The following is a 12,584-nucleotide window of genomic DNA, read 5'->3' as shown; positions in this document are numbered from 1 at the left end:
GACGTTTGTCAGTCCGCGTAGTGGTCCACGGCGAGCGTCCGCGCTACCGTCGCACTCAGCAGCCGCACGCCTGCGGTCGAGCTGGGGTCGATGCCGGTCACCTCGCGCACGCGGCGCAGCCGATAGTCCAACGTGCGGGGGTGGATGTGCAGCGCGGTGGCGGTGCTCGTGCGGTTCATGTCGTGGGCGTAGTAGGCACACAACGTCGCCACCAGGTCCGGGCCGGTAGCGAGCGCCTTGGCATAGCTGCGCAGCCACCCGTCGAGGGCCGGGGCACGCGCGACCGCCATCTCCACGAACAGGTCGGTGATGCCGGGCAGCCGGTCCGGACGCTCCTGCGGCGGCGCCACCCGGCTCGCCTCCCGCGCCCAGGCGAGCGTCTCGGCCAGCCCGCCCACCGCGCCCTGCGCCGCACCGATGCCGCAGGGCTGCCCGATCAGCGCCGCCGCGGTCCGTACCCGCTGAAGGATCTTCGTCTGTGACTCGTTCCCGGGGGTGAGCACGGCGAACTCGTCGGCGGCGAGCCAGGTCACCGGGATCCGGTCGGCGGTGAACGCGGCGACCACCTCGGCCTGCGCCTCCGCGGTCACCGGCCGCGCCGTCTTCAGGACCGTGAGGTGGTACTGCCCGGCAAGGCGCAGGTCGGCGACGAACGGCTCCACCGGCTCGTCGGCGAGCAGTGCCCGGGCCAGGATCTCCAGCCGCGTCGAGAGCATCCGTGCGGTGCCCACGCCCCGGGTGTAACCGCGCAGGTAGGCGCTACGTGCGGGGAGGCCCTGAGTGCCGAGCCAGCCGACGATGCGCAGCAGGTCGGTGACGTCCTCGGGACGGGCCAGATCGTGCACCTCACGCACCATCATCGCGGTGTGCAAACCCAGCACCTGCTGCTGCGACGGCACGGACAGGCCGATCTCCGCCCGCTGCCGGCCCACCGCGGCGATGCCGGCCAGGTCGGCCTCGCCCAGCGGCAGCTCGGCCGCGGCGAGGTCGAGCGAGCGGCGCCGGATGAAGACCGCGAAGTCGTACATCCCGATGCGCTCGTCGGAGCCCGGACGCATGGCCTGGTATTCGTCGACCTCGCTGGTGTACGTCTCGACCGCCTGCCGGGCGTTGACCTCCACCCGCTCGCGCAGGGCGTTGAACAGTGCACTCATCCGGCTCCTCCCCGTCGGACGCGCCCAGAAGCAGCGACGGTTACGGATGGGTCGCTCTTGCGTAATCGACCGTAACAGATGCGAACAGCTCTGTTCAGGACACTTCCACGGCCGGTCCAGGTTCTCGGTCTCACCATGAGCCGGCGAGCGCCCAGCGAGGTTCACCAGTCACCGGCGGGGGCCAGCGCGTCCTCGGCGGCACCGAACCGGGTCAGGACCAGGCTCAGCAGGGTGCCCAGCGGGAACAGCCAGCCGGGCGCCCCTCCGATCCTCCGGCACCCGCCGCGGTCCAGCAGCGCGTCGCCGGCACCGACGGGCTGCCCGGCGCCGGCTTCACCACGGCGAACCTGTGGCAGGTGGCGCTCGGCAACCGGGCGTACGGCGGTGAGCTGGTCCGCGACGACCTGGTAACGCTGTGCGAGGCGCAGCCGGGGGCCACCGCCTCCGACGGCAGCGCCGTCGACCTCACCGCCGCCTGTGCCGCGCTGCGCGGCTGGGACCTGCGGGTCGACTTGGACAGCCGGGGCTCGCACGTGTTCACCGAGTTCGCCCGGGCCGGCGGGCTGCGCTTCGCCGACCCGTTCGACCCGGCAGCGCCGGTCAGCACGCCGCGTCGGCTCGCCGTCGACGACCCGAGGGTACGCACCGCGTTGGCCGACGCCGTCCGGGCGCTCGGTGACATCCCGCTGGACGCCCACCTTGGTGACATCCAGACCGAGCCGCGCGGCGACGAACGGATCCCGATCCACGGTGGGTGGCCGGAGGGCGGCGTCTTCAAATGATCATCAGTGTGGTGGAGCCCGGAGTGGGGGTACCGGAAGGTGCAGCACGGCACGTCGTTCCTGATGGCGGTGGAGCTGGGCCGGGGCGGCCCGTCGGGCCGGCAGCTGCTCACCTACTCGCAGTCGGCGAACCCGAACTCGCCCTGGTACGCCGACCAGACCCGGCTCTACTCCGGCAAGGGCTTCGACACGATCAAGTTCACCGAACGGCAGCTCAAGGCCGACCCGAACCTGATCACGTACCGGGTGGGGGAGCGCCGTCGCTGAGGTCGGGCTTGCGGGCCTGGGCCGACATCCCGGATTGCGCCGTGTTGCGGTGTCCTCGTCGCTGGACACCGCAACACGGCGCGATCGGTGAGCCGAGGCGAGATCGTCTTCAGACTGAGGAGGGCACCATGCGGGGCAGAAGGCCGGTGGCCTTGAGCCGTTCGTAGGCCGTGGTGATGTGCGCCGGGGTGAACAGGCGTGCCTTGCGCCCGCTCCAGGTCTGGACCCGTTCGAAGCGCATGATCAGAGCCTGCCGCGCGGTCCTGGCCGTCTCCGTCATCGCTCTGCCCCATGTCTGTCCTATGTGCTGCGAGGTCCGAACCGACCATAATCACTGCGCGGTCGGTTGAACACCCTGAGCTATCGCCTCGACCGACGCGGCACCCGGCCGTACAGCGGTGGACGGCGCGAAGCCGCGAGCGAGCAGCAGCAGACCGAAGACGATCTCGAACAGGCCGCCCGGGATCGCCAGCACGAGCCCGACCTCGGCCCCCATCAACTCGGCGGTTGCGCCCGTCGCCAGCAGTGCGTACCCGACGAAGCCCCAGGTCGCCAGCCAGCCCGGCAGCCAGCGCTGCCGCTTGAGGGCCAGGCAGAACGGCAGGCTGCCCAACCCCAGCGACAGCATGGCCAGCTGGTACGCGGTGTCGGCGGCGCCGGTACCGACCGGGCCCAGCAGGACGATCCCGGCGGTGAGCAGGAACGCCTCCGCGCCGCGTGCGACCAGGTAGGCCCAGGCGGTCACGGGTTGTCGTCGGTGCAGTGCCCGAAAGGCCAGGACGCCGATGGCCGCCACCATGACGGAGTTGAGCACCACGAGCGCCGCCCCGGCGAACTGCCCGGCGAGTGCGCTGCCGATGCCGTAGGAGACGAACGCCAACAGGATGAACGCGCCGGCGCATCTGCCGGTCGTACGGAGGGACATCTTCGCCTCACAGCTTTCGTACTAAGTAAGTGGTACTAAGTACGATACGCTTGGTGGCGAGATCGGTCAACGGAGTGTCACGAGGACGGGAACCGGACGGTGGGCGAACAGGCGCGACAGTTGAGTCGTGAGCGGGTGCTGGAGGCCGCGGTCGGCATCGCCGACGCGCACGGCCTGGGGGCGTTGACCATGCGGTCGTTGGCCGCCGAGCTGAACGCCAAACCGATGTCGCTGTACCACTACATCCGCAACAAGGACGAACTCCTCGACGCCCTCGTCGACCGGGTCTTCGCGGAGATCGAACTGCCCGAGGTGGGTGGCGACTGGCGGGCCGAGGTGCGGCGGCGTTCCGTTTCCGCGCGTACCGTGCTCGCCCGACATCCCTGGGCGTTGGCCCTGGTCGAAACCCGGACCAACCCCGGGCCGGCGACCCTGCGCCACCACGACGCCATGCTGGGGGTGCTGCGGGCCGGGGGATTCTCGCTACCGATGACGGCCCACGCGTACGCGATCGTCGACGCCTACGTCTTCGGCTTCGTGCTCCAGGAGGCATCGCTACCGTTCGACAGCGCGGACTCCGCCAACGCGGTCGCGGACTCGATCATGGAGGGCTTCGCCTCGGGCGACTACCCGCATCTGGTCGAGTTCGCCACACAACACGTCCAGCAGCCGGGATACCACTTCGGCGGGCAGTTCGAGTTCGGCCTCGACCTGATCCTCGACGCGCTGGCGGTGCACCACGGCGCCTCGCACCCGTCGTCGATCCGCCCGGAGAACGGTGTTCCGCAGCCTCCGGGTCGGTCCCGGTAGGGTCGGGGCGACGGCAAGGAGGTGGGCGATGCTCGGGCTGGCCGTGCCGCCCGCCGTCGAGGCGGAGCGGGTCATCGCGGCCGTCCTGGCCGACCTGCGTTCCGGCCGGCACCGGGGCGTGGTCGTCGACTCGCCTCCGGGTGCCGGCAAGTCCACCCTGGTCGTCCGCGCCGCCGTCGAGCTGGCCGCCGCCGGCGAGCCGCTGATGATCGTGGCGCAGACCAACGAGCAGGTCGACGACCTGATCGACCGGCTCGCCGGCAAGGCCCCCGAGCTGCGCGTCGGCCGGCTGTCGGCCGCCGACTACCAACCGTCCGAGCGGGTGAAGGGCCACGACAACGTACGGGTCGCCGCCAAGGTCGCCGACCTGGGCGGTCCAGCGGTGGTCATCGGTACGGCCGCGAAGTGGGCCACGGTGACCGAAGGGCTCTGGCCGTGGGCGATCGTCGACGAGGCGTACCAGATGCGCTCGGACGCCCTGCTGCGCGTGGCCGGCAGGTTCGCGCGGGCGCTGTTCGTGGGTGACCCCGGCCAACTGGATCCGTTCTCCACCGTCGAGACCGCCCGCTGGGCGGGCCTGACCTGGGATCCGATGCAGGCGGCGGTGGCGGTGCTGCTGCGGCACAACCCGGAGCTGCCGGTGCACCGGCTGCCGGTGTCGTGGCGGCTGCCGGCGTCGGCGGCGCCGGTGGTGGCGGCGGCGTTCTACCCGTTCACCGGGTTCCAGGCCGGCACCGGGGCGGCCGACCGGGCGTTGACGTTCACCGAGCCCGGTCCGGGTGACGCGTTCGACGCTGCGGTGGAGACCGCCGCCGCGACCGGGTGGGCGTGGCACGAGCTGCCGGCCCGGCACACCCCGCGTACCGATGGGGAGGCCGCGTCGGCCTGCGCGGAACTGGCCCTGCGGGTGCTGCGCCGGGGTGCGGTCGTGGTCAGTGAGCACGCGCCGGCCGGCGCGCCGGTCACCGCGGACCGGATCGCCGTCGGGGCCGCGCACCGCGACCAGGTCGCGGCGATCCGTGCCCGGCTGGGCGCGGCCGGGGCGGGCGTCACCGTCGACACCGCCAACCGGCTCCAGGGCCGGGAGTACGACATGACGATCGTGCTGCACCCGCTGTCGGGGCGGCGGGACGCCACCGCGTTCCACCTGGAGTCGGGGCGGTTGTGCGTGCTGACCTCCCGGCACCGGCACGCCTGTGTGGTGGTGGGCCGGGCCGGGATCGGAGAACTGCTGGACGCGCACCCCTCGACGGAGACGGTGCATCTGGACGTGCCGGTCAGGTTCCCGGACGGCTGGGCCGCCAACCACACCATGCTCAGCCACCTGGGCGGCAGATAGTCGCGACCGGCCGTGCTGAACTGATCACCGCCGATCGGCCGTATTCGTCGGCGTGCGGACAACGGAGCTGGTCACCTGCCCTCGCGACTCCTTCGACTGGCTCGGCCCGGCCGGCGTACGCGGGGCGGTCAACCGCTGGCTGCGGCTCGTCGCCGCCGACGCCGAGCTGGCGCCGTACCTGCTCGGGATCGACCGCCCACGGCTGGCGGGTCACCTCGCCGCCCAGCTCACCGCGGCGCTGGGCGGCCCGGCCGCCGGGCGCCCGGCCGGCGGCGTCTGGTGCCGGCTCGGCCTGTCCGACGAGCAGCACTGGCGGATCCTGGACTACCTCGCCGCGGTGCTCTGGGCGCTGGACCTGCCGGTGGACACCATCGTGCGCGCGCAACGGGAGGTGCGCGGATGATCGTCGGCCTGGCCCGCCGGGGCGGGTGACGCGCTGACCGTCGCCCTGGTCCGTTACGGCCCGGCCGGCTCGACCGGTGACGTTGGCGCTGGTGGTGAACCCGCACCGGTCGTCGTCCGTACCTGTGGGCGTGGGGATCATGGAGTTGGTGACGGGGGCAATCCGGTTCCGGCGGCAGGGCGGCGTGCGGGGAGGAAACGGCTGACATGGGGATGTACCGCAGTCGCAACGCCCTGACCGAGCGGCTGACCCCGGAGCAGATCGCCTCCGTCCGGCTGCCGCTCGCCGCCTGGTACCAGCGGGGCTACCGCCGTGAGGAGGTCGACGCGCTGCTGCACCGGCTGGCGTACGAGCTGGACGTGCGGGAACGGGGGCTGGAGGAGGCGCGGGCCGAGACCCAGCGGATCAAGCGGGCGTTGCGCAACTGGCAGTCCGAGCGCGCCGGCATCGGCGCCAAGTCGAAGCGGACCACGACCGGCCGCCGCCCCCGCCGCAGCACCGTGCAGAGAAAACAGCCGGTCCACACGTCCGACACAGGGGGTCAGGCGCCCGGGGGCGAGTAGGTAATCGTCCGGTGGGTCGCCTCGTCGACCTCCGCCGGGGTGAGCACCGGAACGACCTGGACGCGCAGCCCGCCGGCCGCCTCGATGGCGATCGCCACCGACGCGGCCGTCGGGTGGTCCGGCATCTCGCACAGCACGTAGGTGTCGTCCTCGCCGAAGGCGAAGTGCATCGACTCCAGCCGTCCGCCGGCGTTCTCGACCATCGCCTGCACCACCTCGGCCCGGCGGGTGCCGCCGTCGCTGGCCAACCCCCTCATCCCGGCAACGGTGTAGGTCGACTTCAGCAGAAACTTCGGCATCGCCGGTCACCCCCGTGTCGGTAGGGTCACGAGCCGCCCTGGCGGTGCACCCGGTCGTCGTGGGCGAGCGAGGACCGGCCGTGGTCGCGTTCGCTGCCCGACGTGCCGGTCGTTGTGCGCAGGTGCCGGCGCTTCGGTGACCGCTCGACCTCGGAACCCTGCCGGCCGCGTGCGCCGCTGCCCGCGTTCCGGCCGGCGCGCGCCGACTCGCCGCCCGGGTCGTGCTTGTTCGGCTTGTGGCTACCCATGGCCCGCGCGTACCCGCTGGGCGCGCGGCTAGTCGTCTCCGTGACGGCCGGGCTCAGGTGTCGCCGAACTCGCGGACCCCGTCGACGTCCAGGGTGATCCGGTCGTTGCGGGTCCACGCCCCCACCGCGGCCTGCCAGCTCGGGTCGTCGCGCTCGTCGAGGTTGGTCCAGTTCGCCCTGTGCAGGCGGAGCTGGATCGGCCCGGTCGACCCACCCGGGGCGAGGACGCCACCGGCGAAGGTCACCTCCACCCAGCCGGGGACCGGGGTGCCCGGAACCGGGTAGACGGTCGGGGTCGGGTTGGGCGGCGGCGGCGCCGGCGGCGGGAAGAACTGCACGGTACGAAGGATGGCCGCGCAGCCGAGTTCCGCCCAGTCGCACTCGGGCACCAGCGAGGTGTTCCCGCCCTCGAAGAGCACGTGGTAGCGGATCCGCACCGTGTCGAGCCTGAGCGGCCCGTCGCCGGTGTTGGTCACCCGGAGCTGGAACTGCGCCTGGTTGTTCGTCGGCGACCAGTCCAGGTTGCGGTAGTCGACCGTCGCGCGCCCGTCGACGGTCCGCACCACGGTGACCGGCGAGGTGTCGGAGTACCCACCGATGGCGTACGCCTGCACCGCGATCCGGTACGCGGTGCCGGGGGCGAGGTTGGTCAGCGTGATGGTCGGATCCTGGGTGCTGCCCAGCCCCCGGTAGGCGTGGGGGCCCACCGGTGAGAGCACGTCGTAGGTGATCGGGCCGCCCGGTTCGCCCTTCCACGTCGCCGGTGACCAGGCCAGGGTGAGACGGTGGGCCTCGTTGGCGACCACCACCGGGGCGCCGGGCGTGGTCAGCGCCGGTTCCTCGGCGGCTCGGGCGGCGGTGACGGCGAGGGCGCTGAGCAGCGCGGCCAGGGTGGCGACGAGGGTGACGCGACGGGCACGCATGGTGGGATGCTACGGGAACACATGCATGGCCATCAATCAGCTGTACGGTCGGTCGGTGGCAGGGTGTCCGGCCGGAGCGGAAGCGGGCGGACCGGGGCCGCTCTCAGTTCACCCCCGTTGGGCGGCGCTCCGGGCGGGCCTCGGCGGTCACCCGGCCGAGCGGGCGGCCCGGCACGATCGGGGCGTCCCGCCCGGTGCCCCGCCGGCCGTTGCCGTTGCTGTCGCCGCCGGACTGTTCGTGGTAGTCCTGCTCCACGTTCACCGACCAGACGTCGTGGCCGGTGCCGTGGACGATGTTCTCGGCGGTCAGCATCGCCGTCATCATGGAGTGGTCCTGGTTGTTGTAGCGGTGCATGCCGTTGCGCCCGACGGGGTGCACGTTGGGCAGCTCCCGCGCCAACCAGGCACGGATGGTGTCCACGTTGTGCTGGTAGCGGTCGTCGTACACCGGGTAGGCCTTGGGCATCCGCACCACGTACCCGGCCTCCACGCACCCGGGGCGGACCAGGCCGAGCTGTTCGAGTTCGGCGGTGGCCAGGGCCACCAACTCGTCGTCCGGCGTCCGCCAGGTGGCGTCGTCCTCGAAGACGAAGTACTCCAGCCCGAGGCAGGTGCGGCCGTCCTTGACCAGGTAGGGCGACCAGGAGCCGAAGTTCTGGATCCGGCCCACCTGCACCGCCGGGTCGTGCACGTAGATCCAGTTGTCGGGGAACGAGAACTCCTCCGGCACCACCAGCGCCACCGTGAGGAAGTCCCGGTACCTCAGGTCGGCGGCGCAGGCGAGCACCTCCGGTGGCGCCGCCGGCCGGACCGCGGCCACCAGCTCCGAGATCGGCATTGAGGAGATCACGTGGTCGGCCGGGACCCGGCGTTCGCCCCCGGGCCCGTCGACGGTGACCGCCACGGCCCGGCCACCCTCCCGGTGCACCGCCGTCACCCAGGTCCCGAGGGTGACCTCGCCGCCGCGCCGGCGGACCTCGTCGGTGCACCGCTCCCACATCATGCCGGGGCCGAACTTCGGGTACTGGAACTCCTCGATCAGGCTGGTCACGTCCTTGCGGTTACGGCGCGGCAGCAGGGCGTTGAGCACCGCCTTCGACAGTGACAGGTTCTTGATCCGTTGGGCGGCCCAGTCCGCCTGCAACTGGTCGGCGGGCATCCCCCACACCTTCTCGGTGTAGGTCTTGAAGAAGATCGAGTACAGCCGCCAGCCGAACCGGGCCGACACCCAGCCCTCGAAGTGCGACTGGTCCCGGGGCGGACGCAACCGGGCCCGCGTGTACGAGGCCATGCACCGCACCGCCTCGCGGATCCCGAGGTTGCGCAGGGCGTTGCCCGCGTTCAGCGGATAGTCGTAGAGCGCGCCGCGGTAGAAGATCCGGCTCATCCGGGGGCGCAGCAGGAACTCCTCGTCGGGCAGCACCTCGTGCCAGAACGCCTCGACCCGGGGCACCTTCGTGAAGAACCGGTGACCGCCGATGTCGAACCGCCAGCCGTCGCGCTCCACCGTGCGGCTGATGCCGCCGACGACCTGGTCGGACTCGAAGACCCGGACCGCCGCGCCGTGCCTGAGCAGCTCGTACGCGGCGGTCAACCCGGCCGGGCCGGCGCCGATGACCACCGTGCCGTGACGCTCTTCCATCCCCGTGCGCTCCCTAGCCCTCGGTCCCTGCGGAGGAGGCGCGGATACCCGGTCTCTGGCCGCTCTCACGTCAACTGCCGCGGAATCTCCCGATCATGCCGAGCCGCATGGTGTCGACGGCTCATCCGTGCGGGAGGTGTCATTCGGCCCGGGTGGGGGATGACGGGGCAGGTTCGCGGCCCCGGCGGGTCGACCGCGGGCCGGACCCGAACGCGAGGAAGCACGCATGGTGGACCGTACGCCGGAGACGACATCCGCACGCCGCGCCGGCGTACCCGGGCCGGCCACCCGCCTGCGGACCGGCGCCGGGGCCCTCGCCGCCCGCGTGCCGGGCCACTGGCGGTACGCCCTGGCGCTCTTCGTGGGCGCCAAGGTCGTCTTCGGCGTCCTCGGCGTGCTCGCCCTCACCGCCTGGGACGAGGTGCCCGGCGCACCGCCCGCCGACGAGGCCGACACGCGCGCCGAGCAGGCGGCGATCTCCCCGCGGCGGTGGATCTCCATGTGGTTCGCCTGGGACGCCCTGATCTACGACCACCTGGCCCGGGAGCCTCTCACCGGGCCATGGGACGACTTCGCCTTCCCGCTGCTCTACCCGTTCCTGGCCCGCCCGGTGGCGGTGCTGCTCGGCGGCGACACCGCCCTGGCGCTGCTGCTGGTCGCCAACGTGGCGTTCCTGCTGCTGCTGTACTACGCGCTGCGGCTGGGGGAGATCGTACTCGGCGACGACCGCTCGGCCCGCCGCTTCACCCGCTACCTGGTGTTGCTGCCGACCGCGTTCCTGTTCCAGGCGGCGCTGACCGAGTCGCTCTTCCTCTGCCTGGCGGTGGCCGCCTTCTACTACGCCGAGCGGCGGCGGTGGCTGGTGGTGGGGCTGGTCGGGTACCTCCTGGGGCTCAGCCGCTCGGTCGGGTTCCTGGTGGCCCTCCCGTTGGCCCTGGTCCTGCTGCGCCAGCACCGGTACCGGATGGCCCCGCGCACCCTGTGGACCTACCTGCGCAGCGGGTGGCCGCTGCTGCTGATCCCCGCCGGCTGGCTGACCTTCATGGCGTTCTGCCGATGGAAGGGTGGTGACTGGTTCGCGTACAAGCACGCCCAGGAGAAGGGCTGGGGCATCAGGGTGCAGGACCCGCTGCGGGTGATGTGGCACGGCCTCACCGGCGGCGACGGCCGGGACGCCGTACGGGTCTGGTTCGCCGTCGCCGTCCTGGCTGTGGTGCTCGCCGGGTTCCGGCGGATCGGACTGCCGTACGTCGTCTACGCGGTGCTGATGGTCCTGGCCCCGCTGTCGATGGGACCACCGGTCTACAAGAGCCTGCTGCGCTACCTGATCGCCGCGTTCCCGGTCTGCCTGGTCCTGGCCCGCTGGACCCGGAACGCCGGGGTGGACGTCTGGCTGAGCGTCACGTTGGCCCTGCTCCAGGGGGTTCTGTTCGTGGTCTGGTTGACCTACTGGACGCACTTCATCATCTGAGGCCGCGGAACCGGGGGCCCGGCGCGCGGGCCCCCGTCGCTCCTCACGGGTGGCTCAGGCGGGGATGTAGTCGAACGTGTCGGGGTGCGGGCCCTGCCGGCCGGCCTCGCCCCTGTCCAGGGCGGTGATCCGCGCCATCGTGTCGTCGTCCAGTGCGAAGTCGAAGATGTGGAAGTTCTCCTCGATCCGCTTCGGGGTGCTCGACTTCGGGAAGACGATGTCGCCGCGCTGCACGTGCCAGCGCAGCACCACCTGGGCCACCGTGCGGTCCAGTTCCCGGGCGATGTCCACCAGTGTCGGGTCGTCGAGCACCTTGCCCTGCGCGATCGGCGACCAGGCCTCGGTCGGGATGCCGTGCGCCCGGCCGTACGCGCGAACCTCCTCGTTGCCCAGGTACGGGTGCACCTCGATCTGGTTGACCGCGGGCACGACCTCCGCCTCGGCGGCCAGTCGTTCCAGGTGGGCGACCTGGAAGTTGGACACGCCGATCGACCGGGCGCGGCCGTCGCGCCGGAACTCCTCCAGCGTCTTCCAGGTGGAGACGAAGTCACCGTCGTAGCGGGTGGGTAGCGGCCAGTGGATCAGGAACAGGTCGATGTGGTCCATCCTCAGCGCGGCCAGCGTCGACTCGAACGCCTCGCGGGCGTCGTCGGGCCGGTGGAAGCCGTTGTTCAGCTTGCTGGTCACGAAGACCTCGTCGCGGTCCAGCCCGGAGCGGCGGATCGCCTCGCCGACCTCGGCCTCGTTGCCGTACATCTCGGCGGTGTCGATGTGCCGGTAGCCGATCTCCAGCGCCGTGCCGACCGCCTCGACGGTGTCCTCCGGCGCGATTTGGTACACCCCGAAGCCGAGCTGCGGGATGGTGTTGCCGTCGTTGAGCGTGATGTCGGGAACCGTGTTCGCCATGGTGGCATCTTCTCCCATCGTCAGCCGCGCCCGGCCGGTCACGGTCCGGGGTGCCGACGGGGCGCGTGTCACCCGGCAGGGTTACCCGGCCGGGCCGTACGGGAACGACCCGACCGGGGTGATCTGCGACAACTCAGCCCCAGATGGCGGTGGCCCACTCGGGGTGGTCGACGAACGGGTTCCGGTTGCCCTGCCAGCGTTCGTAGATGCGCTGGTTGCGGCGCTTCTCGAAGGCGTCCGGCGGGTCCTGGGCGTGCCACCGCAGCAGGACGGGCAGCCGGCCCAGGTAGGGGGCGGTGCCGTTGGAGACGGAGTCGTTCATCTCCAGGTCCGGCCAGCCGTCGTCGCCCTCGTACCGGATCGCCATGTACATGATCATGCGGGCGACGTCGCCCTTGACCGCGTCGCGCGGCTCGAACGAGTCGGCGTCGGTGTAGCAGCCCGGCGCCTCGCCGACCGCGCCACCGCCGGTGTCGAAGTCCTTGTTTCCCCGGGTGGAGTTGACCGAGACGTCCTCCGGGCGCAGGTGGTGCACGCCGGTGCCCGGCCCGGTCGCGGTGCCGAAGTCGCCGTGCGACTTGGCCCAGACGTGTTCCCGGTTCCAGTCGTTCACCCCGCCGCCGTTGCTGGTCTTGCTCTGCGACCGGCCGGTGTAGAGCAGGACCACGTTGTTCGCGTTCGCCGGGTCCTGGTCGGTGTCCCTGAGCGCCTCCCAGACCTGCTCGTACGTCAGCGTCGTCTGGACCCTGACGATCGAGTGCAGGGAGCTGCGCAGCGCGGCGCCCGTCCGGCCCATCGCGGTCGCGTAGTACGTCGAGTCGTACGGGCCGCCGGTCGGGCTGGGGCCCGGTG

Annotated in this window: 14 protein-coding genes and 1 pseudogene; 6 read left to right on the top strand and 9 right to left on the bottom strand. The window is 71.8% G+C overall.

Features of this window, described 5'->3' with window-relative positions; translation table 11 throughout:
* Positions 1-8: 8 nt before the first annotated feature.
* A complete protein-coding gene (locus E1165_RS09320) occupies positions 9-1,154 on the bottom strand; it encodes a CdaR family transcriptional regulator (protein WP_132389731.1) in 1,146 nt (381 codons plus the stop codon).
* A gap of 317 nt (positions 1,155-1,471) precedes the next feature.
* On the opposite strand from E1165_RS09320, the pseudogene E1165_RS09315 reads away from it, so the two are divergent.
* Positions 1,472-2,203 (top strand): annotated as a pseudogene (locus E1165_RS09315) (penicillin acylase family protein).
* 109 nt (positions 2,204-2,312) lie between these two features.
* On the opposite strand, the gene E1165_RS28890 reads toward E1165_RS09315, so the two are convergent.
* Positions 2,313-2,483, bottom strand: a complete 171-nt coding sequence (locus E1165_RS28890; protein ID WP_165945178.1) for a hypothetical protein — start codon at positions 2,481-2,483, stop codon at positions 2,313-2,315.
* A 51-nt stretch (positions 2,484-2,534) separates the two neighbouring features.
* The gene (locus E1165_RS09310; RefSeq protein WP_132389729.1) at positions 2,535-3,128 is read right to left on the bottom strand and encodes a DUF4386 family protein; all 594 of its coding nucleotides are present in this window, start codon (positions 3,126-3,128) and stop codon (positions 2,535-2,537) included.
* Positions 3,129-3,227: 99 nt separating this feature from the next.
* On the opposite strand from E1165_RS09310, the gene E1165_RS09305 reads away from it, so the two are divergent.
* The 4 genes from E1165_RS09305 to E1165_RS09290 all read left to right on the top strand — a co-directional run bounded on the left by E1165_RS09305 (position 3,228) and on the right by E1165_RS09290 (position 6,243).
* Positions 3,228-3,938 (top strand): TetR/AcrR family transcriptional regulator, encoded by a 711-nt coding sequence (locus tag E1165_RS09305; RefSeq protein ID WP_243704677.1) that lies wholly within the window; start codon positions 3,228-3,230, stop codon positions 3,936-3,938.
* Positions 3,939-3,966: 28 nt separating this feature from the next.
* Positions 3,967-5,277, top strand: coding sequence for an AAA domain-containing protein (locus E1165_RS09300; RefSeq protein ID WP_132389727.1), 1,311 nt, complete (start codon positions 3,967-3,969; stop codon positions 5,275-5,277).
* 52 nt (positions 5,278-5,329) lie between these two features.
* Positions 5,330-5,680 (top strand): globin, encoded by a 351-nt coding sequence (locus tag E1165_RS09295; RefSeq protein ID WP_243704676.1) that lies wholly within the window; start codon positions 5,330-5,332, stop codon positions 5,678-5,680.
* Between the two features lie 206 nt (positions 5,681-5,886).
* Complete coding sequence (locus E1165_RS09290) at positions 5,887-6,243, top strand: DivIVA domain-containing protein (protein WP_132389725.1); 357 nt, start codon at positions 5,887-5,889, stop codon at positions 6,241-6,243.
* On the opposite strand, the gene E1165_RS09285 is transcribed toward E1165_RS09290, so the two are convergent.
* The 4 genes from E1165_RS09285 to E1165_RS09270 all read right to left on the bottom strand — a co-directional run bounded on the left by E1165_RS09285 (position 6,222) and on the right by E1165_RS09270 (position 9,355).
* Positions 6,222-6,542 carry a GYD domain-containing protein gene (locus tag E1165_RS09285; protein ID WP_132389723.1) on the bottom strand — a complete coding sequence of 107 codons (321 nt, stop codon included), beginning with the start codon at positions 6,540-6,542 and terminating at the stop codon, positions 6,222-6,224. The genes E1165_RS09290 and E1165_RS09285 overlap by 22 nt on opposite strands.
* 26 nt (positions 6,543-6,568) lie before the next feature.
* Positions 6,569-6,790: a hypothetical protein gene (locus E1165_RS09280; protein ID WP_132389721.1), complete on the bottom strand. Its 222-nt coding sequence runs from the start codon at positions 6,788-6,790 to the stop codon at positions 6,569-6,571.
* 53 nt (positions 6,791-6,843) lie between these two features.
* Positions 6,844-7,713, bottom strand: coding sequence for a cellulose binding domain-containing protein (locus E1165_RS09275; protein WP_132389719.1), 870 nt, complete (start codon positions 7,711-7,713; stop codon positions 6,844-6,846).
* A 103-nt stretch (positions 7,714-7,816) separates the two neighbouring features.
* Positions 7,817-9,355 carry an NAD(P)/FAD-dependent oxidoreductase gene (locus E1165_RS09270; RefSeq protein WP_132389717.1) on the bottom strand — a complete coding sequence of 513 codons (1,539 nt, stop codon included), beginning with the start codon at positions 9,353-9,355 and terminating at the stop codon, positions 7,817-7,819.
* Positions 9,356-9,581: 226 nt separating this feature from the next.
* Between E1165_RS09270 and E1165_RS09265 the strand changes: the two genes are divergently transcribed.
* The gene (locus E1165_RS09265) at positions 9,582-10,826 is read left to right on the top strand and encodes a hypothetical protein (protein ID WP_243704675.1); all 1,245 of its coding nucleotides are present in this window, start codon (positions 9,582-9,584) and stop codon (positions 10,824-10,826) included.
* 54 nt (positions 10,827-10,880) lie between these two features.
* Here E1165_RS09265 and E1165_RS09260 read toward each other — a convergent pair whose 3' ends face one another.
* Positions 10,881-11,732 carry an aldo/keto reductase gene (locus tag E1165_RS09260; protein WP_132389715.1) on the bottom strand — a complete coding sequence of 284 codons (852 nt, stop codon included), beginning with the start codon at positions 11,730-11,732 and terminating at the stop codon, positions 10,881-10,883.
* Positions 11,733-11,865: 133 nt separating this feature from the next.
* Positions 11,866-12,584: endonuclease I family protein (locus E1165_RS09255; protein ID WP_207916800.1), on the bottom strand; the 719-nt coding region annotated here is incomplete at its 5' end.

Origin of the sequence: Micromonospora sp. KC723 (assembly GCF_004348595.1) — a bacterium.
In the GTDB taxonomy this organism is placed as follows: Bacteria; Actinomycetota; Actinomycetes; order Mycobacteriales; family Micromonosporaceae; genus Micromonospora.
Note: the sequence above shows the minus strand (reverse complement) of the source record. Positions and strands in the feature narration are given on the sequence as shown.

Bases quoted from the DNA above. Each gene is read 5' to 3' on its own strand.
- E1165_RS09320 (WP_132389731.1), bottom strand. From the start codon at position 1,154: ATGAGTGCACTGTTCAACGCCCTGCGCGAGCGGGTGGAGGTCAACGCC.
- E1165_RS28890 (WP_165945178.1), bottom strand. From the start codon at position 2,483: ATGACGGAGACGGCCAGGACCGCGCGGCAGGCTCTGATCATGCGCTTC.
- E1165_RS09310 (WP_132389729.1), bottom strand. From the start codon at position 3,128: ATGTCCCTCCGTACGACCGGCAGATGCGCCGGCGCGTTCATCCTGTTG.
- E1165_RS09300 (WP_132389727.1), top strand. From the start codon at position 3,967: ATGCTCGGGCTGGCCGTGCCGCCCGCCGTCGAGGCGGAGCGGGTCATC.
- E1165_RS09290 (WP_132389725.1), top strand. From the start codon at position 5,887: ATGGGGATGTACCGCAGTCGCAACGCCCTGACCGAGCGGCTGACCCCG.
- E1165_RS09285 (WP_132389723.1), bottom strand. From the start codon at position 6,542: ATGCCGAAGTTTCTGCTGAAGTCGACCTACACCGTTGCCGGGATGAGG.
- E1165_RS09280 (WP_132389721.1), bottom strand. From the start codon at position 6,790: ATGGGTAGCCACAAGCCGAACAAGCACGACCCGGGCGGCGAGTCGGCG.
- E1165_RS09275 (WP_132389719.1), bottom strand. From the start codon at position 7,713: ATGCGTGCCCGTCGCGTCACCCTCGTCGCCACCCTGGCCGCGCTGCTC.
- E1165_RS09270 (WP_132389717.1), bottom strand. From the start codon at position 9,355: ATGGAAGAGCGTCACGGCACGGTGGTCATCGGCGCCGGCCCGGCCGGG.
- E1165_RS09265 (WP_243704675.1), top strand. From the start codon at position 9,582: ATGGTGGACCGTACGCCGGAGACGACATCCGCACGCCGCGCCGGCGTA.
- E1165_RS09260 (WP_132389715.1), bottom strand. From the start codon at position 11,732: ATGGCGAACACGGTTCCCGACATCACGCTCAACGACGGCAACACCATC.